The sequence below is a fragment of the Streptomyces drozdowiczii genome (assembly GCF_026167665.1).
Lineage (GTDB): Bacteria > Actinomycetota > Actinomycetes > Streptomycetales > Streptomycetaceae > Streptomyces > Streptomyces drozdowiczii_A.
Genome location: NZ_CP098740.1, coordinates 3,425,560 through 3,450,202, shown reverse-complemented (window position 1 = coordinate 3,450,202; position 24,643 = coordinate 3,425,560). Strand labels below are relative to the sequence as shown.

Annotated in this window: 20 protein-coding genes; 9 read left to right on the top strand and 11 right to left on the bottom strand. The window is 70.9% G+C overall.

Going from position 1 to position 24,643, the window contains the following annotated elements; genetic code table 11:
* Window positions 1-6 precede the first annotated feature (6 nt).
* A complete protein-coding gene (gene cydD / locus NEH16_RS15635) occupies window positions 7-3,540 on the top strand; it encodes a thiol reductant ABC exporter subunit CydD (protein ID WP_265542980.1) in 3,534 nt (1,177 codons plus the stop codon).
* Window positions 3,541-3,627: 87 nt separating this feature from the next.
* Window positions 3,628-5,304, top strand: coding sequence for a GAF domain-containing sensor histidine kinase (locus tag NEH16_RS15630; protein ID WP_265542978.1), 1,677 nt, complete (start codon window positions 3,628-3,630; stop codon window positions 5,302-5,304).
* A 66-nt stretch (window positions 5,305-5,370) separates the two neighbouring features.
* Here the strand turns inward: NEH16_RS15630 and NEH16_RS15625 are convergent, their stop codons facing one another.
* The gene (locus NEH16_RS15625) at window positions 5,371-6,255 is read right to left on the bottom strand and encodes a Cof-type HAD-IIB family hydrolase (RefSeq protein ID WP_265542976.1); all 885 of its coding nucleotides are present in this window, start codon (window positions 6,253-6,255) and stop codon (window positions 5,371-5,373) included.
* Window positions 6,256-6,381: 126 nt separating this feature from the next.
* Here NEH16_RS15625 and NEH16_RS15620 point away from each other — a divergent pair, with 126 nt between their 5' ends.
* Complete coding sequence (locus NEH16_RS15620) at window positions 6,382-7,248, top strand: DUF72 domain-containing protein (protein ID WP_265542973.1); 867 nt, start codon at window positions 6,382-6,384, stop codon at window positions 7,246-7,248.
* A 9-nt stretch (window positions 7,249-7,257) separates the two neighbouring features.
* Window positions 7,258-8,208: an LLM class flavin-dependent oxidoreductase gene (locus NEH16_RS15615; RefSeq protein WP_265542972.1), complete on the top strand. Its 951-nt coding sequence runs from the start codon at window positions 7,258-7,260 to the stop codon at window positions 8,206-8,208.
* Window positions 8,209-8,243: 35 nt separating this feature from the next.
* On the opposite strand, the gene NEH16_RS15610 is transcribed toward NEH16_RS15615, so the two are convergent.
* The 3 genes from NEH16_RS15610 to NEH16_RS15600 form a co-directional block, all read right to left on the bottom strand.
* Complete coding sequence (locus NEH16_RS15610) at window positions 8,244-8,786, bottom strand: RNA 2'-phosphotransferase (RefSeq protein WP_265542970.1); 543 nt, start codon at window positions 8,784-8,786, stop codon at window positions 8,244-8,246.
* 168 nt (window positions 8,787-8,954) lie between these two features.
* On the bottom strand, window positions 8,955-9,929 hold the full coding sequence (locus NEH16_RS15605) for a MerR family transcriptional regulator (protein WP_374215622.1): 975 nt from the start codon (window positions 9,927-9,929) through the stop codon (window positions 8,955-8,957).
* Complete coding sequence (locus NEH16_RS15600) at window positions 9,926-11,698, bottom strand: SDR family oxidoreductase (RefSeq protein ID WP_265547202.1); 1,773 nt, start codon at window positions 11,696-11,698, stop codon at window positions 9,926-9,928. The genes NEH16_RS15605 and NEH16_RS15600 overlap by 4 nt, the downstream gene beginning before the upstream one ends.
* A gap of 369 nt (window positions 11,699-12,067) precedes the next feature.
* Between NEH16_RS15600 and NEH16_RS15595 the strand changes: the two genes are divergently transcribed.
* From NEH16_RS15595 to NEH16_RS15575, 5 genes are all read left to right on the top strand, one after another.
* On the top strand, window positions 12,068-13,036 hold the full coding sequence (locus NEH16_RS15595; protein WP_265542968.1) for an ABC transporter ATP-binding protein: 969 nt from the start codon (window positions 12,068-12,070) through the stop codon (window positions 13,034-13,036).
* Window positions 13,026-13,934, top strand: a complete 909-nt coding sequence (locus NEH16_RS15590; RefSeq protein WP_265542967.1) for an ABC transporter permease — start codon at window positions 13,026-13,028, stop codon at window positions 13,932-13,934. The genes NEH16_RS15595 and NEH16_RS15590 overlap by 11 nt, the downstream gene beginning before the upstream one ends.
* On the top strand, window positions 13,931-14,842 hold the full coding sequence (locus NEH16_RS15585) for an ABC transporter ATP-binding protein (protein ID WP_073966700.1): 912 nt from the start codon (window positions 13,931-13,933) through the stop codon (window positions 14,840-14,842). Before NEH16_RS15590 ends, NEH16_RS15585 begins: the two co-directional genes overlap by 4 nt.
* A gap of 23 nt (window positions 14,843-14,865) precedes the next feature.
* On the top strand, window positions 14,866-15,585 hold the full coding sequence (locus tag NEH16_RS15580) for an ABC transporter permease (protein ID WP_073966701.1): 720 nt from the start codon (window positions 14,866-14,868) through the stop codon (window positions 15,583-15,585).
* Between the two features lie 292 nt (window positions 15,586-15,877).
* Entirely contained in the window at window positions 15,878-16,570 is a 693-nt protein-coding gene (locus NEH16_RS15575; RefSeq protein ID WP_265542965.1) for a hypothetical protein, read from the top strand.
* A gap of 83 nt (window positions 16,571-16,653) precedes the next feature.
* On the opposite strand, the gene NEH16_RS15570 is transcribed toward NEH16_RS15575, so the two are convergent.
* The 7 genes from NEH16_RS15570 to NEH16_RS15540 all read right to left on the bottom strand — a co-directional run bounded on the left by NEH16_RS15570 (window position 16,654) and on the right by NEH16_RS15540 (window position 24,590).
* Entirely contained in the window at window positions 16,654-17,460 is an 807-nt protein-coding gene (locus tag NEH16_RS15570; protein ID WP_265542963.1) for an HAD family hydrolase, read from the bottom strand.
* Window positions 17,457-18,746: a serine--tRNA ligase gene (serS, locus tag NEH16_RS15565; RefSeq protein WP_265542961.1), complete on the bottom strand. Its 1,290-nt coding sequence runs from the start codon at window positions 18,744-18,746 to the stop codon at window positions 17,457-17,459. Before serS ends, NEH16_RS15570 begins: the two co-directional genes overlap by 4 nt.
* 517 nt (window positions 18,747-19,263) lie before the next feature.
* Window positions 19,264-20,199 carry a prephenate dehydratase gene (gene pheA, locus NEH16_RS15560; RefSeq protein WP_265542959.1) on the bottom strand — a complete coding sequence of 312 codons (936 nt, stop codon included), beginning with the start codon at window positions 20,197-20,199 and terminating at the stop codon, window positions 19,264-19,266.
* A gap of 59 nt (window positions 20,200-20,258) precedes the next feature.
* A complete protein-coding gene (gene efeB / locus NEH16_RS15555) occupies window positions 20,259-21,545 on the bottom strand; it encodes an iron uptake transporter deferrochelatase/peroxidase subunit (RefSeq protein WP_265542956.1) in 1,287 nt (428 codons plus the stop codon).
* Between the two features lie 8 nt (window positions 21,546-21,553).
* Window positions 21,554-23,476, bottom strand: a complete 1,923-nt coding sequence (locus NEH16_RS15550; RefSeq protein WP_265542954.1) for a copper resistance protein CopC — start codon at window positions 23,474-23,476, stop codon at window positions 21,554-21,556.
* A gap of 14 nt (window positions 23,477-23,490) precedes the next feature.
* The gene (locus NEH16_RS15545; RefSeq protein WP_073966708.1) at window positions 23,491-23,940 is read right to left on the bottom strand and encodes a copper chaperone PCu(A)C; all 450 of its coding nucleotides are present in this window, start codon (window positions 23,938-23,940) and stop codon (window positions 23,491-23,493) included.
* Window positions 23,937-24,590: an SCO family protein gene (locus tag NEH16_RS15540; protein ID WP_073966709.1), complete on the bottom strand. Its 654-nt coding sequence runs from the start codon at window positions 24,588-24,590 to the stop codon at window positions 23,937-23,939. Before NEH16_RS15540 ends, NEH16_RS15545 begins: the two co-directional genes overlap by 4 nt.
* Window positions 24,591-24,643: the final 53 nt, after the last annotated feature.

Below are 24,643 nucleotides of genomic sequence, written 5' to 3'. Positions count from 1 at the left end.
TTTCACGTGAAACCGATCGACCCGCGTCTGCTCCGCCACGCCCGAGCCACCCGTCTGTTCATGGTGGCGGTGGTGGTTCTCGGCCTGGCCGGGGCGGCGCTGGTCATCGCCCAGGCCATGCTCATCGCCGAGATCGTGGTGGGCGGCTTCGAGGACGGGCTGACGGCGGGCGGGCTGCGCACCCCGCTTCTGCTGCTCGCGGCGGTCGCGCTCGGGCGGGCCCTGGTCGCCTGGCTCACCGAGCTGGCCGCCCACCGGGCCGGTGCGGCGGTCAAGTCCGCACTGCGCCGGCAGCTGCTCGACCGGGCCGCGCAGTTGGGGCCGGACTGGCTGAGCGGTCAGCGCACCGGCTCGCTGGTGACGCTGGCCACCCGGGGGATCGATGCCCTGGACGACTACTTCGCTCGGTATCTGCCGCAGCTGGGTCTCGCGGTGGTCGTGCCGGCGGCCGTGCTGGCAAGGGTCGTCACCGAGGACTGGGTGTCGGCGGCGATCATCGTGGTCACGCTGCCGCTCATCCCGCTCTTCATGATCCTGATCGGCTGGGCGACCCAGTCGCGCATGGACCGTCAGTGGCGGCTGCTCTCCCGGCTCTCCGGTCACTTCCTCGATGTGGTGGCCGGGCTGCCGACGCTGAAGGTGTTCGGCCGGGCCAAGGCCCAGGCCGAGTCGATCCGCAGGATCACCTCGCAGTACCGGCAGGCCACGCTGCGCACCCTGCGGATCGCCTTCCTGTCGTCCTTCGCCCTCGAACTCCTCGCCACACTCTCGGTGGCCCTCGTCGCGGTCACCATCGGCATGCGGCTCGTCCACGGTGAACTCGACCTCTACACCGGTCTGCTGGTCCTGATCCTCGCGCCCGAGGCATATCTGCCCATCCGGCAGGTGGGGGCGCAGTTCCATGCCGCCGCCGAGGGCCTTTCAGCGGCGGAGGAGGTCTTCGCGGTCCTGGAGACGGAGCCCCGCGCAAGCGGTACGGGGGAGGTGCCCGCGTCGCTGCGGCTGGAGCTGGACGGGGTGACGGTACGCCACGCGGGGCGGTCCGAGCCCTCGCTCGCCGCTGCCCGGCTGACTGTCGAGGAGGGGGAGACGGTCGCGCTGGTCGGCCCGAGCGGCGCCGGCAAGTCCACCCTGCTGAACGTGGTGCTGGGCTTCACCGCCCCCGACGAGGGCCGGGTACGGGTCGGTGGCACCGATCTGGCGGACGTCTCCCTCGAACGCTGGCGGGAGCACATCGCCTGGGTGCCGCAACGCCCCCATCTCTTCGCGGGCACCATCGCGGAGAACGTGAGGCTCGCCCGGCCCGCCGCCGACGACAGCGCGGTGACGGCGGCGCTGCGCGACGCGGGGGCGTACGAGTTCGTACGAGGGCTTCCGGACGGCGACCGCACGGTGCTCGGTGAGGACGGCGCCGGTCTCTCCGCAGGGCAGCGGCAGCGGATCGCGCTCGCCCGGGCGTTCCTCGCCGACCGCCCGGTGCTGCTGCTGGACGAGCCGACGGCGAGCCTGGACGGCGAGACGGAGGCGGGGATCGTCGAGGCCGTACGGAGGCTGGCGGCGGGCCGGACCGTACTGCTGGTGGTGCACCGGCCGGCGCTGCTGTCGGTCGCGGACCGGGTGGTGACGCTGACGGCCGTGGACGCCGTTGCGCAGGATGAGCCTGTGGCGCTGCCCAGCCCCGCGACCGCTGTTGGCTCCGCCAGTGCGTCCGGCGCCGTCCGGCCGACCGGGCCGGCGCCCGCAGCCGAAGCGCCCGAGGAGACCACGCCAGGGCGCAGGCACGTCCTGGCCCGGGTCCGGGATGCCGCAGGCTCCCAACGTGCCCGGTTCGGGCTCGCCCTGTTGCTCGGGAGCCTCGCCCTGGGGTCCGCCGTGGGGCTCATGGCGGTCTCCGGCTGGCTGATCTCCAGGGCGTCCGAGCAGCCGCCCGTCCTCTATCTGATGGTCGCGGTGACGGCCACCCGTGCGTTCGGTATCGGGCGGGCGGTCTTCCGCTACGCCGAGCGCCTCGTCTCGCACGACGCGGTCCTGAGGATGCTCGCCGAACTGCGCGTCGCCGTGTACCGCAGCCTGGAGCGCATCGCGCCCGGCGGCCTGCGCGGCGCCCGGCGCGGGGATCTGCTGTCACGGCTGGTCGCGGACGTGGACGCGCTCCAGGACTACTGGCTGCGGTGGCTGCTGCCCGTCGGCACCGCAGTCCTCGTGGGCACCGCGACCGTCGGCTTCACCGGCTGGCTGCTCCCCCAGGCGGGCCTGGTCCTGGCCGTGGGGCTGCTGCTGGCGGGCGTCGGGGTCCCGCTCGTCAGCGGTGCCTGCGCCCGCCGCGCGGAGCGCCGACTGGCCCCCGCCCGCGCCGATCTGGCCACCCGGATCACCGATCTGCTGGGCGGCACCGCCGAGCTGACCGTGACGGGGGCCCTGCCGGGACGTGCGGCCCGCACGCGTGCGGCCGATGTCGTCCTCACCCGGATCGCATCGCGTGCGGCGACCGCGACCGCGCTCGGGGGCGGCCTCACCGCTCTGATCGCCGGCCTCACCGTGGTGGCCGCGGCCCTGGTCGCCCTTCCGGCGGTGGCGGATGGCCGGCTTGCCGGCGTGGAGCTCGCCGTCGTCGTCCTCACCCCGCTGGCCGCCTTCGAGGCCGTGACCGGTCTGCCGTCGGCCGCCCAGTACCGGCAGCGGGTCAGGAGGAGCGCGGAGCGTGTGTACGAGGTGCTGGACGCCCCTGTGCCCGTACGGGAGCCCGAAGCGCCGGCCGCGACACCGGCGAACCCCTTCCCGCTGGAGGTGCGGGGTCTGTCGGCCCGGTACGCGGACACGGCCCACGACGCGCTCGCCTCCGTGGACCTCACGCTGGACGCGGGCCGCCGGATCGCCGTGGTGGGGCCCTCCGGGTCCGGCAAGACCACGCTGGCCCAGGTGCTTCTCCGCTTCCTGGACGCGCGGGCGGGCAGCTACCGGATCGGCGGCGTGAACGCCTCGGCGCTGGACGGGGACACCGTGCGGAGGTTCGTCGGGCTGTGCGCCCAGGACGCCCACATCTTCGACAGCTCGCTCCGGGAGAACCTGCGGCTCGCCCGCCCCGGCGCGACCGAGCCCGAACTGCGCGACGCTCTGGCGCGGGCCCGCCTGCTCGACTGGGCGGAAGCGCTGCCGGACGGGCTGGACACCCTCGTCGGGGAGCACGGCGCCCGCCTCTCCGGGGGGCAGCGGCAGCGGCTCGCGCTGGCCCGGGCCCTGCTCGCCGATTTCCCCGTCCTCGTGCTGGACGAGCCCGCCGAGCACCTGGACCTGCCGACGGCGGACGCCCTGACGGCGGACCTGCTGGAGGCGACCTCGGGGCGTGCGACGGTCCTGATCACGCACCGGCTCGCCGGTCTCGACGCCGTGGACGAGGTGGTGGTCCTGGAGGCGGGTGCGATCGTGCAGCGGGGCCCGTACGACGTACTGGCCTCGGTCGACGGGCCGCTGCGCCGGATGCTGGCGCGGGAACGGGAGAGCGTCGGGCAGCCGGAAGCGGCTGTGGCGGCCCGCGCATAGGTCCTCCCCACACGGGCTGCCGGATTCGGGATCCCGAATCCGGCAGCCCGACTTTCCAGGGCAAATGTGACTAATTACGCTCGCAGTATGTCTGAGGAGGATCCGGCCAGGAGCCTGCAGAGCCTTTCCACCGAGCTCACCGCCCAGGTGCCGCGCCTCTTGGAAGCCATGCGCTCCGTGGGGACCGGCCTCGAACTGCATTCCACGCTCGACCGGATCTGCGAGACGGCGGCGGAGCTGGCCCACGCCCGCTACGCCGCGATCGGGGTCGTGAACGAGGAGGGCGAGGGGCTCTCCGACTTCGTCACCTACGGGGTTCCCGACCCGGTGGCGCACGAGATCGGCCGGCGGCCCGACGGGCACCGCGGCCTGCTCGGTGCCCTCATCCACGACCCCCGCCCGCTGCGCCTCGCGGACCTCACCACCGATCCGAGGTTCGCCGGCTTTCCGCCCGGCCATCCGCTGATGCGGACGTTCCTCGGTGTTCCGATCAGGGTCCAGGGCGAGATTTTCGGCAATCTGTATCTCGCGGAGAAGGACGGCGGCGGCGAGTTCAGCGACTACGACCTGCACCTGGTGCGCGTACTGGCGACGGAGGCCGGGATCGCCATCGGCAACGCCCGGCTGTACGAGGCGGCCCGGCAGCGCGAGCGGTGGATCGACGGCTCGGTCGCCGTGACGACCGCCCTGCTCTCCGGGAGCGACGCCGACGAAGCGCTCACGGTCGTCGCGGAGCAGGCCCGCCGTCTCGCGGGTGCCGCCGCCGGCATCGTGCTGCTGCCGGCCGAGGGCGGTGGCCTGGAGATCGTCGCCGTCTCGGCGGACGATCCGACCGACTCGCTCGGGTTGATCATTCCGGCCCAGAGCCCCGTGGTGGGCATGCTGCTGAGCGGCGAGGCTGTCTTCGTGGACGACTCGGCCACCGACACCCGCCTGATCACCAGGCTGGCGGACCCGTTCGGCCCGAACATGCTGCTGCCCCTGCGCAGCGGGGGCCGGGTCCTGGGCGCCCTGGCCATGCCCCGGGCCCGGGGCGACCGGCCCTTCACGGAGACGGAACGGACGCTGGCCACCCAGTTCGCCTCGCAGGCCGCGCTGGCTCTGATGATGGCCGACGCCCAGCGCGACCGGGAACGCCTCGCGGTCTACGAGGACCGCGACCGGATCGCCCGCGACCTGCACGATCTGGTCATCCAGCGGCTGTTCGCGACCGGGATGATGCTGGAGAGCGCGCAGCGGCGGTCCGACGTGCCGGAGGTGCAGACCGGGGTCGGCCGGGCGGTGGACGAGCTGGACGTGACCATCCAGGAGATCCGGACCGCGATCTTCGCGCTCCAGCAGGAGCCGGCGGAGGCGCCGTCCGGGCTGCGCACCCGGGTCCTGCGCGAGATCAACATGGCGGCCGTGCCCCTGGGTTTCAAGCCGTCCCACCGCTTCGTCGGGGCGGTCGACTCGCTGGTCGGCGAGCTGACGGCCAAGAACCTGATCGCGGCGCTGCGGGAGGCGCTGTCCAACGCCTTCCGGCACGCCGGAGCCGCCCGCATCGAGGTGGTCGTGGACGCGACCGCCACCCAGGACGACGGGCGGGACGCGGTGCGGCTCTCGGTCGCCGACGACGGGGTGGGCATGCCGGAGGGCGGGCGCCGCAGCGGGCTGCGGAACCTGGCGCGCCGGGCGGAGTCGCTGGGCGGGGCCAGTTGGTTCGAGCGGGGGATCGGAGAGGGCGGCGGCGGTACGACGGTGGTGTGGCAGGCACCGCTGTGACCGCCGGCGCACGGTGTGAGGGCCCGGGCTGAACTATTCGGCGCCCGGCCTCGGGCCCCGGCTGGTTCAGCGTCCCGCGAGGCTCTTCGCTCGTTCGGCGAGGATGCGTTCGATGACCACGGCCACGCCGTCCTCGTTGTTGCTGACCGTACGGCCGGAGGCGGCGGCGAGGGCGGCCGGGTGGGCGTTGCCCATGGCGTACGAGGAGCCGGCCCAGCTCAGCATCTCCACGTCGTTGGGCATGTCGCCGAAGGCGACGACCTCGGCGGGCGCGATACCGCGCTCGGCGCAGCACAGTTCCAGGGTGCTGGCCTTGGAGACGCCCGGCCCGCTGATCTCGATGAGCGCGGTGGGGCTGGACCGGGTGAAGGTGGCCCGCTCCCCGGCGGCCGCCCGGGCCAGCGCCAGGAACTCGTCCGGGTCCAGCTCGCCGTGGCGGGCGAGGAGCTTCAGCACGGGGACGCCGTCGCCCGGGCCTTCCTCGTACAGGAGCTTCTCCGCGACCGCCACGGTGGCGCCCGGGTCGAGGTAGAAGGGCGGGTAGGCGGGCTCGTAGTGGATCCCGGTGGCCAGCTCGACGGCGAAGGACGTGCCGGGCGCGGCGGCGCGCAGCGTGCGAACGACGTCGAGGGCCGTCGCGCGCTCCAGGCCCCGGATCTTCAGCAGCTGTCCGCCGGCATGCAGATCGGCGACGGCCGCGCCGTTGGCGCAGATCGCCAGACCGTGTCCGTGGACGTGATCGCTGACGACGTCCATCCAGCGGGCGGGGCGACCGGTGACGAAGAAGACCTCGACCCCCGCCTCCTCGGCTGCGGCGAGCGCCCGGATCGTGCGGTCCGAGACGGTCTTGTCGTCGCGCAGGAGAGTGCCGTCCAGATCCGTGGCGATCAGCCGGGGAGCGACAGGAGCGGACTGCTCGATAACGGTAGTCACCCGTACATTCTCGCTCATGGAAGCGCACGGGCGTGCGAAGGGTTGCACATTTGAGAGAACTCGCCTCTGACCTGAGAACATGTCCTCGGCATATGCCGGACGTCGCCTCGGAGTCGCGGGAGGCGGACGGGGCAGGTGGTGGGGATGGGAGAGATCCGGGTCGGCACCTGCTCATGGACGGACAAGGCCCTGGTGGCCAGCGGCTGGTACCCGAGGGGCAGCCGCGACGCGGAGGGACGCCTCCGGCACTATGCCGCGCGCTTCCCGGTGGCCGAGGTGGACTCGACGTATTACGGGCTGCCCAGCACCCGCAACAGCCACCTGTGGATCGACCGCACCCCGGACGGTTTCCGGTTCGACGTGAAGGCGTTCTCCCTGTTCACCGGGCACCCCACCCGCCCCGAGGCGCTCCCCGCCGACCTGCGCCCGGCCTTCGTGCGCGGGCGGGCCGGTGCCGATCCGGGGCTGCTCGACGAGGTGTGGCAGCGGTACAGCGCCGCACTCGAACCGCTGCGGGCCGGCGGACGGCTGGGCACGCTGCTCTTCCAGTTTCCGACCGGGCTCGTACCGGGGCGGCCGGCGGAGGAGTTCCTGCGGCGGTGCCGTGAGCGTGCGACCGGATGGCCGGTGGCGGTGGAGTTCCGGCATCCGGGCTGGTGGGACGGGGCCCGGGTCGATGAGACGGCCGCCCTGCTGACGGAGCTGGACGCGGCTGCCGTGGCTGTGGACATGACCCAAACGCTGCCGTCCTCCGTGCCTCCCGTCGTACGAGTCACCCACCCGCGGCTCGCCCTGGTGCGCCTCCACGGCCGGTCCAGGTCCTGGGGGACCGGGACCAAGGAGGAGAGGTTCCGTCATGCCTACACGACTGAAGAACTCTCCGAGTGGGTGCCACGCGTCCGAGACATGGCCGAGCAGGCGCGCGAGGTGCATGTGCTCTTCAACAACTGCTGCGGCGACGCCGCCGTCCGCGCCGCGCAGGCGATGCGGCACCTCCTCACGCTCTCGTAGGGTCGCCCCATGCGACTGAGCACTGTGATTCTGCCGATCCACCGCTGGCATGAGGGCGGACGCGAACGCTGGCGGCGCGCCGAGGAGCTGGGGTTCCACGCCGCCTACACCTACGACCACCTGTCCTGGCGGGCCTTCCGGGACAGCCCGTGGTTCGGCGCGCTGCCGACGCTCACGGCAGCCGCGACAGCCACCACCCACCTCCGCCTCGGCACGCTCGTCACCTCGCCGAACTTCCGCCACCCGGTCACCCTCGCCAAGGAGCTGATCTCGCTCGACGACATCTCGGCGGGGCGGATCACGCTGGGCATCGGTGCGGGCGGCAACGGCTTCGACGCGACGACGCTGCTGCGGAGTGGCGAGGCGCCGTGGACGCCGCGGGAGCGCGCCGACCGCTTCGGCGAGTTCGTGACCCTGCTCGACGCCTTGTTGCGGGAGCCGGCCGGGAAGTCGTACGAGGGGGACTTCTACGCGGCCACCGAGGCGCGGAATCTGCCCGGCTGCGTGCAGCGGCCCCGCCTGCCGTTCGCCGTCGCCGCCACGGGGCCGCGCGGCCTGGCGCTGGCCGCGCGCCACGGTCAGGCGTGGGTGACCACGGGGGATCCGAAGTTGTACGAGGCGGGCAGCGGCGCGCAGTCGGTCGAGGCCCTTGGGCGGCAAATGGGCGGGCTGGGGCGCGCGTGCGCGGAGGCCGGGCGGGACGTGGCCGAGCTGGAGAAGGTCCTGCTGACCGGATTCACGCCGGAGTTCAACCCGGGTCTCGCCGCGGGCGGGGGTCGGCCGTTCGAGTCCGTCGACGCGTTCGTGGACTTCGCGGGCAGGCATGCGGAGCTGGGGTTCACGGAGATCGTCATCCACGCGCCGGTGCCGGCCGACGGGCCGGGGTTCGATGCGGCGGTGCCGGACGAGAAGCTGTTCGAGGAGATCGCGACGCGGGGCGCGGCCCAGCTGGCCGGCTGACGGCGGTCCGGGCCCGTGCGCTCTCGGGTCCCGGCTCAGCCCGGCAGGCGCAGGAACTCGGCGGGCACGGCATCCGTGAGCCACACCCCGTTGGCGCTGACCCAGAACGTGTGGCCCGCGCGGTGCATGGCGCCCGCCTCGACGGACAGCACGACGGGGCGCCCGCGCCGGGCCCCCACGCGGGTAGCGGTCTCGCGGTCGGGCGAGAGATGCACATGGGTCCGGTTCATCGGGCGCAGCCCCTCGGCTCGGATCGCGTCCAGGGAACGGCCGACCGTACCGTGGTAGAGGTACGCGGGCGGTTCGGCCGGCGGCAGCCCCAGGTCCACGGCCACGGTGTGTCCCTGGCTCGCCCGGATGCGGTCGGCGTCGACGGCGAAGCGCTGCTTGTCGTTGGAGGCGACCACATGGTCGAGCTCCGCCCTGCTGATCGGGAAGTGATGACGGGCCGCCGCGCTCAGCAGCTCCTCGATCGGCACCCAGCCGTGGGCGTCGAGCGTGAGCCCGATCCGCTCGGGCTGGTGCCGCAGGTGCTTGGAGACGTACTTGGACACCTTGACGGTGCGTCTTTCATCCATCCTTCCAGCGTGCTGCCGACGTGTCCCAGACGCATGCCCATTTCGCTCAGCCTTCACCGAAACGATTTCGGGCCCAAGGTTTGATCCACAGTCAGTTCGACTTATCCACAGGCGAATTGGCGGTACTGTGGACAACTAGTGTCCCTCATGGGTGTTTTGTGCAAGTTGTCACTTTCCGTGGGCTGGTGGGACGAGGGCGTCCAACGTCCTTTTGTTCACCTCCCGTTCCGAGGCGGCGGCGATGAAGGCGCCGACGCCGCCCGGCCCAACCAGGCGCTCGACCGCGTCGATTGTCGAGTACGGAAGGCTCACGGTCGCCTCGTCCCGGGCAGCGGCTACCGACCCGTCGGCTGCATCCGCGGCGAGATGTTCCTCCAGGTGTTGCGTCGCGAACATCCTCATCGCGCGAGCGAGTTCGACTTCCACGGCCTGCTGGGCGAGCGGTCTCAACCGCCTCACCATCGAGGCCGCGTCGTCGGCATCGGCGTCGGTCGGTGAGTTGTGGCCGAGGTACCGGGCGAAGACATGCTCAGTCGTGAACTCCAGGAAGCGCGAAGCTATCTGCTCGACCTGCCCGCGAAGTTCCCGCAGCTGCCCGGCAATCGCGGACAGCGGCACGCCCGCCGCGTACAACTCAGCCGCGACCGCGAGTTCCTGGGGGCTGGGCACGCCGAACTCGTCGTCGTTTCCCGGCAGGCGTTCGAGTACGCCGAGCTCGATCGCCTCGCCGATGGCCCGGTCATCGGCCACTCCCCCGAATGCGGAAGCGAGTTGGGCTCGGGTGATGCGACCGGCCCGCTCGTCGGTCCACGGACCGTGCACCTCGGCGACGAGCCCCAGCACACCGCCCAGACCGCGCCCCGTCTCCCAGGCGTCCAGCAACTCCTTGATGCTGACCAGGGTGTAGCCCCGGTCCAGCAGATCGGCGATCTGCCGGAGACGGCTGAGGTGGGCCGGTCCGTACACATTGGCCCGGCCCCGTCGCTCCGGGGCGGGCAGCAGTCCGCGGTCCTGGTAGCCGCGAATCGTGCGGACCGTGGCACCACTCGCGTGCGCGAGGTCCTCGATCCGGTACTCGGGTGCCGACGGAACTGCCGGAGAACCCCGTTCGCCCTCCGAGCCCCCAGCCTTCGCCCTGCTCACAGCGGCGGCTTCAGCCGGGCGATGCCCCGCAGCATCCCGGGGCCGACGCGGGACAGGAAGCGTACGGCGTGGGACTCCGGCGTCACCGGAACGACGGCCTGATTGCGCACGACCGCACGGAGAATCGCCTCCGCCACCTTCTCGGGCGGGTAGTTGCGCGCCCCGTAGAGCTTGCCGGCGCGCTTCCGCAGCCGCTGCTCCTCCGCCTCGTCCGTGCCGACGAACCGCGCCGTGGCGGTGATGCCGGTGTTGACGATCCCCGGGCAGATCGCGCTGACCCCGATCGACTTCTCGGCGAGCTCCGCGCGCAGGCACTCGCTGAGCATCAGCACGGCGGCCTTCGACGTGCTGTACGCGGGGAGCGCCCTGGACGGCTGGAAGGCGGCAGCGGAAGCGGTGTTGACGATATGGCCGCCCTGGCCGCGCTCCGCCATCTGGCGCCCGAAGAGCCGGCAGCCGTGGATGACCCCCCACAGGTTCACATCGAGGACGTTCCGCCAGTCCTCGGACGTCGTCTCCAGGAACGGGCCCGACAGCCCGATGCCCGCGTTGTTGACCAGCACATCGACGATGCCGTACTTATCGGCCACCCGGGCGGCCAGCTTCTCCATGGCCTGCTCGTCGCTCACGTCCACCGCCTCGGCCCAGGCCTCCGGAGCCCCGGCCAGCCGGGCCGACTCCGCAGTGCGCTCGGCCCCTTCGGCATCCCGGTCGACGGCCACCACCCGGGCCCCCGCCTCCGCGAAGGCCAGCGCCGTGGCGCGCCCTATCCCGCCCGCCGCGCCCGTCACCAGCACGAGCCGGCCGCCGAACCACTCCGCGTAGGGCCCACTCGCGCGGGTCTCCACCGCGGCGCCCGTCGTCCGGGCCGACTCGACGGCCGACACGAACTCCCCGACCCACGAAGCCAGCTGGTTCGGACGGGTCCGCGGCACCCAGTGCTTGGCCGGAAGCGAGCGACGGGTCAACTGCGGGACCCAGGAATCGAGGTCGTCGTAGAGCTGCTCCGAGAGGAACACGTCCCCGGTCGGCGTGATCAGCTGCACCGGCACATGCGCGTACGCGTCGTTACGCGGCCTGCGCAGCCGGGAACGGACGTTGTCCCGGTAGAGCCAGGCCCCGTGCGCCGCGTCGTTGGGCAGTGAGGACGTCGGGTAGTCGCCCGGGGGCACCTTCTCCAGCCGCTCCAGGATGCCCGGCCAGCGCTTGCCCAGCGGTCCGCGCCAGGCCAGCTCCGGCAGGACCGGGGTGTGCAGCATGTACACGTACCAGGACTTGGCGCCCTGTCCGAGGAGCTGACCGACGCGGCGCGGGGTCGGCCGGTTCACCCGGCGCTTGATCCAGTGCCCGAAATGGTCCAGGGAAGGACCGGACATCGAGGTGAAGGACGCGATCCGGCCCTCCGTGCGGCTCACCGTGGCGAACTCCCAGGACTGGACCGAACCCCAGTCGTGCCCCACCACATGCACAGGACGGTCCGGACTCACCGCGTCGGCCACGGCCAGGAAGTCATCGGTCAGCTTCTCCAGCGTGAAACCGCCGCGCAGGGGCTTCGGTGCCGTCGAACTTCCGTGTCCGCGCACGTCGTACAGGACGACGTGCCACGCGTCGGCCAGCTGAGCGGCGACCTGCGTCCAGACCTCCTTGCTGTCCGGATAGCCGTGCACCAGCACGATCGTCGGCCGCTGCGGATCCCCCAGCTCGACCAGGCACAGCTCGATGCCGCCCGTCGCCACCCGGCGCTCGCGCGCGCCCGGCAGATCGAGCAGACGCGGGCCTCCGTCCCCGCCGGACTGCCCCGTGCCCACGGGCCGTTCGCTCTTCCCTCGTGACGCCATGCCACCGTCCGTTCGCTGCTGTGTGCGGTACGTGCTCGTAACGTGACACTGATGAATGTGACAATGACCGGCGGCTGCGTCAAGGGGTGTGCGCGGCCTGTGGATAACTCTCTGTGCAGGCGATGACGGCTTCCAACCGGGGCTGCCGTGGTCCTCAATGAGGTCCCCTTACGGGTCCCCTACAACTCGAGGCTGACGCCGATCCAACCGTCAGGTCTGACGACCGCTGTGGTCCTCGCCACTACCGTCGTATCCGTGAATGTCATCGCTGCCGAAGGTCTGAGTAAACGGTTCCCCCGGGTGACCGCGCTTGACCGGCTCACCCTGGACATCGGCCCGGGTGTGACCGGGCTGGTGGGCGCCAACGGGGCCGGCAAGTCCACACTGATCAAGATCCTGCTGGGGCTGTCCCCCGCAACCGAGGGCAGGGCCGCCGTGCTCGGGCTCGACGTCTCGACCAGCGGTCCCGCCATCCGCGAGCGGGTCGGCTACATGCCGGAGCACGACTGCCTGCCGCCCGACGTCTCGGCCACCGAGTTCGTCGTGCACATGGCGCGCATGTCCGGTCTGCCACCGACGGCCGCCCGTGAACGCACGGCGGACACCCTGCGCCATGTCGGCCTGTACGAGGAGCGCTACCGCCCCATCGGCGGCTACTCGACGGGCATGAAGCAGCGGGTCAAGCTGGCCCAGGCGCTGGTGCACGACCCCCAGCTGGTCCTCCTCGACGAGCCGACGAACGGGCTCGACCCGGTCGGCCGCGACGAGATGCTCGGCCTGATCCGCCGGATCCACAGCGACTTCGGCATCTCGGTCCTGGTCACCTCGCACCTGCTCGGCGAGCTGGAGCGCACCTGCGACCACGTCGTCGTCATCGACGGCGGAAAGCTGCTGCGCTCCAGCTCCACCAGCGACTTCACCCAGACCACGACGACCCTCGCGGTCGAGGTCACCGACAGCGACACCCACCCGGACGGGACGGACGCCCTGCGCCGTTCCCTCACCGAGGCGGGCGTCAAACTCGTCGGCCTCGACGGACTGGACACCCAGGGACTGCCCGGTGCCGGTCACATCCTGCTGGTCGAGGCGACCGGCGAGGAGACGTACGACCTCGTGCGCGACAGCGTCGCGGGGCTCGGACTCGGCCTCGTACGGATGGAACAGCGCCGTCACCACATCGCCGAGGTGTTCCGCAGCGACGAGGCGCAGTCCGCGGCCGTGCCGGCCGGAGCCGTACTGCAGAAGGGGAGCGGACGCGATGAGCACTGAGACCGGCGCCGCCACCGGGAGCGAGACCTCCCGGATCCACAACATCGGCTACCGCTCCTACGACGGCCCGCGGCTCGGGCGCGCGTACGCCCGCCGCTCGCTGTACTCGCAGACCCTGCGGGGCTCCTTCGGGCTCGGCCGCTCGGCCAAGTCCAAGGTGCTCCCCATGCTGCTGTTCGGCGTGATGTGCCTCGTGGCGGCGATCATCGTCGCCGTCGCCATTGCCGCACCGGGGACGACGAAACTTCCGATCAAGTACACGTCGTTCGCGATCTATCTGCAGGCCGTCATCGGCCTGTTCATCGCCGCACAGGCACCGCAGGCGGTCTCCAGGGACCTGCGGTTCAAGACCGTACCGCTGTACTTCTCGCGGCCGATCGAGCACGGGGACTACGTTCTCGCCAAGTTCGCCGCCATGGCCTCCGCCGTCTTCGTGCTCACCGGTGCGCCGGTCGTGATCCTCTACATCGGGGCGCTGCTCGGGAAGTTCGACTTCGGCGACCAGACCAAGTGGTTCGCCCAGGGGATGGTGTCCGTGCTGCTGCTCTCCGTGCTCTTCGCCGGTCTCGGTCTCGTGATGGCCGCGCTGACGCCGCGCCGCGGCTTCGGCGTCGCGGCCGTCATCGCGCTGCTGACCATCACCTACGGCGCGGTCTCCACCATCCAGGGCATCGCCTGGTCGACCGGCTCCGAGGGCGCGGTGCCGTATCTCGGCCTGTTCTCCCCGATCACGCTGATCGACGGGGTGCAGACCGCGTTCCTCGGGGCGACCTCGGCCTTCCCCGGCGGCAACGGCCCGGGCGCCGGAATCGGCGTCATCTATCTGCTCGTTGTTCTCGCGCTGATCGCCGGTTCGTACGCCGTGCTCATGCGCCGCTACCGGAGGGTCGGGCTGTGACCACCATCGAGATCGACCACACCTCCCGCTGGTTCGGCAACGTGGTCGCCGTCAACGACGTCAGCATGACCGTGGGGCCCGGAGTCACCGGCCTGCTCGGACCCAACGGCGCCGGCAAGTCGACGCTGATCAACATGATGGCCGGATTCCTCGCCCCGTCGACGGGCACGGTCACGCTCGACGGGAAGCCGATCTGGCGCAACGAGGCGGTGTACCGGGAGATCGGCATCGTGCCCGAGCGGGAGGGGATGTACGACTTCCTGACCGGCCGCGAATTCGTGGTGGCCAACGCCGAACTGCACGGACTGGGCGACGCCGAGGCGGCCGCCGCGCTGGCCACGGTCGAGATGGAGTACGCGCAGGACCGCAAGATCGCGACGTACAGCAAGGGCATGCGTCAGCGCGTGAAGATGGCGTCCGCGCTGGTCCACAACCCTTCCGTGCTGCTGCTGGACGAGCCGTTCAACGGGATGGACCCGCGTCAGCGGATGCAGCTGATGGAGCTGCTGCGCCGGATGGGCGCGGAGGGGCGTACGGTCCTCTTCTCCTCGCACATCCTCGAAGAGGTCGAACAGCTCGCCTCGCACATCGAGGTGATCGTGGCGGGCCGGCACGCGGCGTCCGGGGACTTCCGCCGCATCCGCCGGCTGATGACGGACCGCCCGCACCGCTATCTCGTACGGTCCAGCGACGACCGGGCCCTGGCCGCCGCGCTGATCGCCGATCCGTCGACGGCCGGGATCGAAGTGGACCTGAAAGAGAACGCTCTGCTTATCCAGGCGATCGACTTCGGCCGCTTCACCACCCTGTTGCCCAAGGTCGCACGCGAGCAGGGCATTCGACTTCTGACCGTTTCACCGTCCGACGAGTCCCTCGAATCGGTCTTTTCCTATCTCGTAGCGGCCTGAGGCCGACAAGGAGCTGTGACGTCATGTACGACCCCACAGTCGCCCGGCTCACCTACCGGGCGCTGCTCGGCCGGCGCCGGGCCGCCATCCTCTTCGTCCTGCCCGCACTGCTGATCGTCATCGCGGTGGCGGTACGGATGTTCGCGGGGGCCGACGACCAGGTGGCCTCGGATGTCCTGGGCGGATTCGCCATCGCCACCATGGTGCCGTTGATCGGCGTCATCGCCGGGACGGGCGCCATCGGCCCGGAGATCGACGACGGCTCGATCGTCTACCTGCTGTCCAAGCCGGTGAGCCGGCCGACGATCATCTTCACCAAGCTGATCGTCGCGATCGCGGTGACCATGGTCTTCTCGGCGGTGCCGACGATGATCGCGGGCCTGATCCTCAACGGCAACGGCCAGCAGATCGCGGTGGCGTACACCATCGCCGCTCTGGTCGCCTCGATCGCCTACAGCGCGCTGTTCCTGCTGCTGGGCACGGTCAGCCGGCACGCGGTCGTGCTGGGTCTCGTCTACGCGCTGGTGTGGGAGGCCCTGTTCGGCAGCCTGGTGCCGGGTGCACGCACGCTCAGCGTGCAGCAGTGGTCGCTCGCGCTGGCGGAGAAGACCGGCGGCAACGGTGCGATCACCTCGGACGTCGGTCTGCCGCTCGCCACGGTCCTGCTGGCGGTGGTCACCGTCGCGGCGACCTGGTACGCGGGGCAGAAGCTGCGCACGCTGAAGCTGGCCGGCGAGGAGTGAGCGGACCGCTGTCCGACATGTGACAACCCCCGGTCATCGGCCGGGGGTTGTCACATGTCGGACAGTCTTACGCGTAACTGTACGTTTATCGGTGCGTTGTTCACGGCGCGTGGAGGCAACTGGAATCCGTGGCGTCGTAGCGTTCGTGAGAAGTGCAGATGGCCGATACGACGGGGGAGCCCTCCGTCGGTCGGTTCCTTGAGTGAGTGGCAACCGTGAGCGTCCTCCGCCCCTGAAGCCCGGGGAGAGGGCTGTCCATTTCCGCGAAGCTCTCACGAACGGAAGGCAGCTCATGCCGACGGAAGTCGCCCTACTCGAATCGCGCGCGCTGCGCGTCGAACAGATGGGGCGCGTCGACGCCCTGGACAAGGTGAAGTGCCTTGTCATGCTCCCGGACGGAATTCACGTTCGCACAGAGGATGTGGCACGTTACTTCGAAGTATCCACAGAGGCCGTCAAAAAGCTGACCCAGCGCCATCGGGCCGAGCTCGGAGAGAACGGACTCAGGCTGCTGCGAGGCTCTGAGCTGGCTATCTTTAATAGGGACATGTTGTCCCTATTGGGTGCGGGCCAGGGGGAAAGTTATCCACAGGCTCATGCTCAACTGACGCTCTACACCCGTCGGACCGTCCTCAACGTCGCCATGCTTCTTCGCGACAGCGACGTCGCCAGGTGCGTGCGTACGTATCTGCTCGACGCCGAGCAGGACCTGCGCGCGGGATACGCGTCGCTCGAACACCGCGTCACCCGGGTCGAAGGCCACCTGGCCGGCGTGGGCACCGCGCTCCAGGAGCTGGGCCCGGTCCTCAGCCGGATGTCGCACCGGCTGGACAGCCTCGACCGCAGGCTGGAGGCGACCCACCAGGTCGTCGGCGCCATGAGCGTGAGGCTCAGCGGGGTCTCCGAGGACGTGGTCCGGCTCGACGACCGCATGGACGCCCTGGCGCGCAATCTCAAGGAGCTGAACCGCCGCAACAGGCGCTGATCCGGAACCGGGAGGCGTAGAAAAAAGGCTCAGGGACCGAGGCGGTGCCCGGTCCCTGAGCCGTACGTACGAAGAGGAGCGTCCTACGACTCCCGCAGCAGCCGCTCCAGCACCACCGCGATCCCGTCGTTCTCGTTCGACGTGGTCGTCTCCTGGGCGACGGCCTTCAGATCGGCGTGGGCGTTGGCCATGGCCACGCCGTGCCGGGCCCAGGCGAACATGGGGATGTCGTTGGGCATGTCGCCGAAGGCGATCGTGTCCGCGGCCTTCACGCCCAGGCGGCGCGCGGCCAGCGAGAGGCCGGTGGCCTTGCTCAGCCCCAGCGGCAGGATCTCCACGACCCCCGGGCCCGCCATGACCACGTCCACCAGATTGCCGACCGCCACCCGCGCGGCCTTCGCCAGTGCGTCGTCGTCCAGGTCCGGATGCTGTATGTACACCTTGTTCAGCGGAGCGGCCCACATCTCGGCCGGGTCCTGCACGAAGACGGCCGGACGCGGCCCCTCCTGCACGCGGTAACCGGGCCCGACCAGCACCTCGCCGTCGAGCCCGTCGCGGCTCGCGGCCAGCGCCAGGGGGCCGACCTCCGCCTCGACCTTGGAGAGGGCGAGCCCGGCGAGCTGCCGGTCCAGGGTGAGCGACGTGAGCAGCCTCTGCTCACCCGCGTGGTAGACCTGAGCGCCCTGCGCGCAGACGGCCAGGCCGTCGTAGCCGAGGTCGTCCAGGATGTGCCGGGTCCACGGGACGGCGCGGCCGGTGACGACGATGTGCGCCGCGCCGGCACCGGCGGCGGCCTTCAGTGCCTCGCGGGTCCGCGCGGAGACGGTCTCGTCGTCGCGCAGGAGGGTGCCGTCGAGGTCGGTCGCGACAAGCTTGTACGGGAAGGTCACTTGGCGACCGGCTCCAGGATCTCGCGCCCGCCCAGGTAGGGGCGGAGCACCTCGGGCACCCGTACCGAACCGTCGGCCAGCTGGTGGTTCTCCAGGATGGCCACGATGGTGCGCGGGACGGCGCAGAGCGTGCCGTTCAGCGTGGCCAGGGGCCGCATGGTCTTCTTGCCGTCGCGGTTGTCCCGCATCCGGACCGAGAGCCGCCGCGCCTGGAACTCGCCGCAGTTGGACGCCGAGGTGAGCTCGCGGTACTTGCCCTGGGTCGGGATCCACGCCTCGCAGTCGTACTTCCTGGTGGCCGAGGCCCCCAGGTCGCCGCTGGCGACGTCGATGACCTGGAAGGGCAGTTCGAGGCCGGTGAGCCACTGCTTCTCCCAGTCCAGGAGGCGCAGGTGCTCGGCCTCCGCGTCCGCCGGGTCGACGTACGAGAACATCTCGACCTTGGTGAACTGGTGCACCCGGAAGATGCCGCGGGTGTCCTTGCCGTACGTCCCCGCCTCGCGGCGGTAGCAGGAGGAGTAGCCGGCGTAGCGCAGCGGCAGCTTCTCCGCGTCGATGATCTCGTCCATGTGGTACGCGGCGAGGGGGACCTCGGAGGTGCCGACCAGGTACTGGTCGTCCTTGTCCAGGTGGTAGACGTCCTCTGCGGCCTGGCCGAGGAAGCCGGTGCCCTCCATGGCGCGGGGGCGCACCAGAGTCGGGGTCAGCATCGGGGTGAAGCCGGCCTCGGTGGCCTGGGCGATCGCCGCGTTCACGAGGGCGAGCTCCAGGAGCGCACCGACGCCCGTCAGGTAGTAGAAGCGCGAGCCGGACACCTTGGCGCCGCGCTCCATGTCGATCGCACCGAGCGCCTCTCCGAGCTCCAGGTGGTCCTTGGGCTCGAATCCCTCGGCGCCGAAGTCGCGGATCGTCCCGTGCGTCTCCAGGACGACGAAGTCCTCCTCGCCGCCGACCGGCACGTCCGGGTGGACGATGTTGCCGAGCCGCAGCAGCAGATTCCGGGTCTCCGCGTCGGCCTCGTCCTGGGCGGCGTCGGCCGCCTTGACGTCGGCCTTGAGCTGCTCGGCGCGGCTCAGGAGTTCGGCGCGCTCCTCGGGAGAAGCCTTGGGGATGAGTTTGCCGAGCGATTTCTGCTCGGAACGGAGTTCATCGAAAGCGGCCCCGGACGACCTGCGCCGTTCGTCGGCGGAGAGCAGGGCATCGACGAGTGCGACGTCCTCTCCCCGGTTGCGCTGGGAGGCGCGAACACGGTCGGGGTCCTCACGAATCAGGCGAAGGTCAATCACTCCTCCAGGCTACCGGTGTCGGCTTCGCCCACTTGAACCGATAGGAACAAGCGTGGTGCTTTGCCCGAATTGCCAGTATTTGGCATTGTGGAGCGAGTCGGTCACGAGGCTTGCGCCATGGGGTAGTTGGGCGAAGTTTTTCCACAGGGGTGGCCGGACCGTCAAAGTTATCCACAGGCTGTGGGGGAAGTCTGTGGACGTGGAAGAGATCATTCCGGGGGGCTGGTGAATACAGGTGGATTCAAGGTTCAAACCCGTTTCGCGCGCTCGTTCGGGTGGAAATTGCTAGCCCTAAAGAGTTGATCAGCGGAATTGGGCTGACACAGGGCGAACGGATGCCCTGGGGATGGGTGTGAGCGAGCTGTGTCGGTTTGTCGACCATGTCGGATTGCGGTGTCGACTTGTCCCCAGGTGCAAACCCTTGCCTGTGGATAACTTTTCCCGACGCGGACAATCCTCTGATCCCACCAGACCTGTGGACACAGAGCAGCCCTGGGCCGCATGGCCCAGGGCTCGGTCAGGCCCGCCCGTCCTGGTTGCGTGCCAGCCAGTCTGACGCCTCGGTGAACTCCGCGTCGGACGTGCCCGCGCGCAGCGGGCGTACATCCTCCGGAGCCACACCGGCCCGCGGGTACGAGCCGAGGAATCGCACATTGGGGCAGATGCGCTTGAGCCCCATCAGCGCCTCGCCGACCCGGCGGTCGGAGATATGGCCCTCCGCGTCCACCGCGAAGCAGTAGTTGCCGATGCCGGCCCCGGTCGGCCGGGACTGGATCAGCATCAGGTTCACACCGCGCACCGCGAACTCCTGGAGCAGTTCGAGCAGGGCACCGGGGTGGTCGTCGCCCAGCCAGATCACCACGGAGGTCTTGTCCGCGCCGGTCGGCGCGGAGGGCCGGGCCGGACGGCCCACGAGCACGAAGCGGGTCTGCGCGTTCTCCGCGTCGTGGATCTCGGTGACCAGCGGTTCGAGTCCGTACCTCTCCGCCGCGAACTCCCCCGCGAAGGCGGCGTCGTAGCGGCCCTCCTGCACGAGCCGCGCGCCGTCCCCGTTGGATGCCGCCGACTCCCATACCGCCTGCGGGAGATGGGCGGCCATCCAGTTGCGCACCTGCGGCTGCGCGGCCGGGTGTGCGGTGACCGTCTTGATGTCGGACAGCTCGGTGCCGGGCCGTACGAGCAGCGCGAAGGTGATGGAGAGCAGCACCTCGCGGTAGATCATCAGCGGCTCGCCACTGGTGAGTTGGTCGAGGGTGGTGGTGATGCCGCCCTCGACGGAGTTCTCGATCGGTACGAGTGCCGCGGCGGCCGTTCCGTTGCGCACCGCGTCCAGAGCCGCCGGTACGGAGACCATCGGGACGAGTTCGCGGGTGGCGGCTTCCGGGAGCGTACGGAGGGCGACCTCGGTGAAGGTGCCTTCGGGGCCGAGATAGGCGTAGCGCGTGGCGGACATACCGTCACCCTAATGCGCGGTGGCGGCGCGGAAGGCCCGTACGGGCGGGCCTCCGCGGCTCAGGACTCCAGAAGCCGCTGGCCCACGTACTCACCGGCCGCCGCCCCGCCCGGCACCGCGAACAGCCCGCTCGCCTCGTGGCGGATGAAGGGGGAGAGCGCGTCCCCCCGGTCCAGCTTGCGCTGCACCGGGACGAAGCCGCGCAGCGGGTCGGCCTGCCAGCAGATGAACAGCAGCCCGGCGTCCGGCGTGCCGTCCCGGGAGATCCCGTCGTGGTACGAGAACGGCCGGCGCAGCATCGCCGCACCGCTGTTGCGTTCGGGCGACGAGATCCGGGCGTGCGCGTTGTCCGGGATCAGCGGCTTGCCGTCCGGGCCCGCCTTGTCGAGGTCCATCGCGGTGGTCTCGGTGCCGCCGCTGAGCGGGGCGCCGTCCGCCTTGCGCCGGCCGATGACCCGCTCCTGGCGTTCCACCGGAAGCTTCTCCCAGTCGTCCAGGAGCATCCGGATCCGCCGGACCACCGCGTACGAGCCGCCCGTGAGCCAGTCGTACGCCGGGTCCTGGCCGCCGGGCACGAACACGCGCGTGGCGAAGTCGTCGTCCGTGGGCTTCGGATTGCCGGTGCCGTCGATCTGGCCCATCAGGTTGCGGGCGGTCATCGGCTTCGCCGTCGCGCCGGGCGTGCGGTTGAAGCCGTTCATCTGCCAGCGCACGGTGGCCGTCGAGGCGGCCTCCTTCTGTACGGCCCGCAGCGCGTGGAAGGCCACGAGCGCGTCGTCGGCGCCGATCTGGACCCACAGGTCCCCGTTGGACCGGCCGGCGTCGAGGTGGTCGGAGGAGAACGGCGGCAGCGGGTCGAGCCCCGGCGGGCGGTGCGCGGTGAGGCCCGTGCGTTCGAAGAAGGTGGCGCCGAAGCCGAAGGTGACGGTGAGCGAGGACGGGCCCGCGTCCAGCGCGACTCCGGTGTCGTGTCCAGGGCCGTCCGCCGCGCCCTCGGTGGGTTCACCGGACATCAGCCGCTGGGCCACCGCGGACCACCGGCGCATCAGGGCGGCGGCCTGCTTGCGCCCGGCCCCGGGGGCGAGGTCGAAGGCGATCAGATGACCGGATGCCTGAAGCGGAGTGGTGATCCCCGGTTGATGTTTCCCGTGAAACATCACCTCGGTGGAGCCGACCGTGGTCAGCGCGGCCGGTGCCTCGTCCCGGGTCGCGGCATAGCCGGTGGCGCCGCCGGCCGCGCCGAGGACCAGCCCGGTCGCCCCGGCGGCGCCCGCGGTGGAGAGCAGCCGCCGCCGGGAGAGGGCAGGGGTGTTGCTGGTGTCGCTGTTCTTGCTTTTTCCGCTCACGGTCCTGCTCAGCCGATCTTCACGTTCTTGTCGACCGTCGTCTGGTCGATGTCGGAGGTCCGCACCGTCACCGCGACCTTCCAGTCGCCCGCGATCGGGAGCTGGAGGCCGGTGGCGGTCCAGTGCCCCTCGGTCAGCCGGACCGGGACGACCGGCAGGGGGCCGATGTCCTTGGACTCCAGGGTGAAGGCGATCTTCACCTCGGGGACGTCCATGGGCTTCTTGGCGGGGTCCTCGATCCACAGGTGGATCACGTTGGCGCCGGTGCGGCCCGGGTCGATGTCCATCCGTACCGTGCCCTTGCCGTTCGCACCGCCCGTGTCGAAGGGCAGCGCGAGGTTGACGGGGCCGCTGTCCACGGGCCCGGCCGCCGCCGACGTGGAGCGTGCCGCCTCTTCCTGCGTACGGCCCGGCTCGGTCGACGTGAGGACGGTGGTCACCGCGAGCAGCGCCACGGCGACGCCGACCTCGGCCAGTACGGAGCGGCGCAGGCCCGACCGGCCGGGGTCGGCGTCGCGTATCCGCTTCTTCTCGGCGGTGGCCACTGCGGCCCGCTGCCGGGCGAGCTGAGCGGCCCGCGCGGGGTCCTCGGCGGTGTCCGGTTCGGCCTCGGGCTCCTCGTCGGCCTCGGGCGTGACCGCGGCCGGGGCATCGCCGCCCTCCGCGAGCTTCCCCGTCCACCGGCGCGACATCGACGCGATGCCCACCAGGACGGCGACGAGCCCCACCTTGACCAGCAGCAGCTGCCCGTAACCCGTACCGGTCAGCGCCGACCACGTACCGACCTGGCGCCACGACTGGTAGACGCCCGTCGCGACGAGGACGACCACGCTGACGAAGGCGATCGTGGAGAAGCGGCGTACGGCCGCCGACGTCAGGTCGGGCGTGCGGTACAAGGCGGTCAGCAGCGCCACGAGCCCGCCCAGCCAGGCGGCGACGGCCAGCAGGTGGAGCACGTCCACGGGCATGGCGATGCCGGGCTGGATGCCGGTCGACGCGTGCTCGGCGAGCGCCCAGGTGCCGGCGATACCGGCGGCGATGACCGCGCCGCCGATGGCGAGGCCGAAGGTGAGGTCCCTCTTCTCGCGCGGGTCCTCGCGCTTGGCGTACGTGCCGAAGAGCACCGCCACGAACAGCGCGCCGGCGCCGAGCAGCAGGAGCCGCGAGACCAGGGCGGCACCGGGCTTGGTGTCGAGGACTGCCTTGAGGCCGTCCAGGTCGAGGACGTCGCCGAGCTTTCCGGAGCCGGTGTACGAGCTGCGCAGGAGCAGCATCGCGATCGTCGCCGCGGTGAGCGTCAGCCAGCCGCGTACCACCAGACGTTGCAGCGGTCGCGCACCCGCACCGCGCTGCCAGCAGGCCAGGACGAAGGCGGCGCCGCCCGCGAGCACGATGAAGCCGGCGTACGCGGCGTAGCGCGCGATGTCGTAGAGCGTGCCGACGAGCCCGCCGCCGGCCTCGCTGTCGGGGAGGGCGACGGTGGTCTCGGAGGGCGCTCCGATGGAGAAGGTGAAGGCCCCGGAGACCGGGTGGCTGTCGGCGGAGACCGCCTGCCAGGCCACGGTGTACGTGCCGTCGTCGAGGCCGCCGCGCAGGGCGACGCCGTATCTCACGGTGGACCCGCTGTGCAGGTCGCGCGGGGCGGCCTTGGTGTCGGCGCGCTTGCCCGAGGGGTCCAGGACGCGGATGGAGTCCGGACCGAGGGCGACCTGTTCGGAGAAGGTGAGGGTGACCTGCGTGGGTGCCGTGGCGACCACCGCCCCGTCCTGCGGATCGCTCCCGGTGAGCGCGGCGTGGGCCGACGCGGGGGCCGCGACGGCCAGCAGCAGGCCGAGTACCGCGCCGAGCAGCGCGGTGAGGAGTCCGGCCGCGGCGAGCGGCCGGCGCAAGGCGGACGGGGGCGGCCCGAAGGGCGGGGCGGTGGCTGTCATGGCGTGTCAGTCCCTCACTGCTTCTTCGGGTTGTGGGTGGTCTCCTTCACGGGAAGGTCGACCTCGATCGCGCCGGCCTTCTCGAAGTGCAGTTCCACGGACACCTTCTGGCCCTGCTTGGGCTGCTTCTTGAGCTTCATGAACATGATGTGGTTGCCACCACGTTCGAGGTCCAGCTCACCGCCCGCGGGCACGTCGAAGGACGTCACCTTCCGCATGACATCGTTCTTCGTCTCGTGGATCGTGACGTCGTCCGAGAGCGGGCTGGTGACCGAGGTGAGGCGGTCGTCGCCGGTGCCGTTGTTCCGCACGACGAGGAAGCCGGCCGCCATGTCGTTGACGGGCTGCGGCATGAACCCGCCGACGACCTTGAGCGCGGGCTTGTCCGAGGAGGTCGAGCACCCCGCCAGCGTCAGGCCCGCGGTCACGGCCAGGACGGCGGCGAGGGTGGTGCGGTGGTTCACGGGTTCTCCCCCTTGACGATCTTGGGGAGGTCCTTGGTGTAGTCGTCGGGCGTGGTGTCCTCGCTGTACAGCACGTAGCCCTTGTCGGTCTTCGGGGAGAAGGCGATGACCTGCGAGCCGTGCATCGAGACGACCGTGCCGTCCTTCTCCTTCTTCGGCGCGGAGATGCCGATGCCGATCTGCCGGGCGCCCGCCTGGATGGCCGGGAAGTCGCCGGTGAGACCGATGAAGGAGGGGTCCTGCGCCTTGAGCCAGCTGCCGAGGGAGGCCGGGGTGTCGCGCTCCGGGTCGGTGGTGACGAAGACGACCCGGAGATTGTCCTGGTCGGCCTTGGGCAGGGACTTCTTGGCGATGGCGATGTTGCTCATGATGAGCGGGCAGACGTCGGGGCAGTTGGTGTAGCCGAAGTAGATGAGCGTCGGCTTGCCCTTGGTCTCCTTGCGCAGGTCGTACTTCTTGCCGTGCGTGTCGGTCAGGACGAGGTCGGGCTTGGTGAACGGCTGGTCGAGCACCGTCGCGGCCTGCGTCTTGGTCTGCATCGACACGTCGGCCACGGGCTTCTTGCTGTCGTTGTCGCTGCCGCCGCAGGCGGACAGGGTGAGCGCGGCCGCGACGACGAGCGCCGCGGCCGGAACGATCTTCTTAACCATGGAGCACTGTTCCTGAGGGGTCGGTGGAGCGGGTGGGGGCCAGGAACAGCCTG

What these genes read in the sequence shown, in the direction of transcription:
- NEH16_RS15575 (WP_265542965.1), top strand. Translation starts at nt 15,878, where the DNA reads ATGCCGACGGAAGTCGCCCTACTCGAATCGCGCGCGCTGCGCGTCGAA.
- NEH16_RS15540 (WP_073966709.1), bottom strand. Translation starts at nt 24,590, where the DNA reads ATGGTTAAGAAGATCGTTCCGGCCGCGGCGCTCGTCGTCGCGGCCGCG.
- NEH16_RS15625 (WP_265542976.1), bottom strand. Translation starts at nt 6,255, where the DNA reads ATGAGCGAGAATGTACGGGTGACTACCGTTATCGAGCAGTCCGCTCCT.
- pheA (WP_265542959.1), bottom strand. Translation starts at nt 20,199, where the DNA reads ATGTCCGCCACGCGCTACGCCTATCTCGGCCCCGAAGGCACCTTCACC.
- NEH16_RS15620 (WP_265542973.1), top strand. Translation starts at nt 6,382, where the DNA reads ATGGGAGAGATCCGGGTCGGCACCTGCTCATGGACGGACAAGGCCCTG.
- NEH16_RS15580 (WP_073966701.1), top strand. Translation starts at nt 14,866, where the DNA reads ATGTACGACCCCACAGTCGCCCGGCTCACCTACCGGGCGCTGCTCGGC.
- NEH16_RS15615 (WP_265542972.1), top strand. Translation starts at nt 7,258, where the DNA reads ATGCGACTGAGCACTGTGATTCTGCCGATCCACCGCTGGCATGAGGGC.
- NEH16_RS15550 (WP_265542954.1), bottom strand. Translation starts at nt 23,476, where the DNA reads ATGACAGCCACCGCCCCGCCCTTCGGGCCGCCCCCGTCCGCCTTGCGC.
- NEH16_RS15630 (WP_265542978.1), top strand. Translation starts at nt 3,628, where the DNA reads ATGTCTGAGGAGGATCCGGCCAGGAGCCTGCAGAGCCTTTCCACCGAG.
- NEH16_RS15590 (WP_265542967.1), top strand. Translation starts at nt 13,026, where the DNA reads ATGAGCACTGAGACCGGCGCCGCCACCGGGAGCGAGACCTCCCGGATC.
- NEH16_RS15610 (WP_265542970.1), bottom strand. Translation starts at nt 8,786, where the DNA reads ATGGATGAAAGACGCACCGTCAAGGTGTCCAAGTACGTCTCCAAGCAC.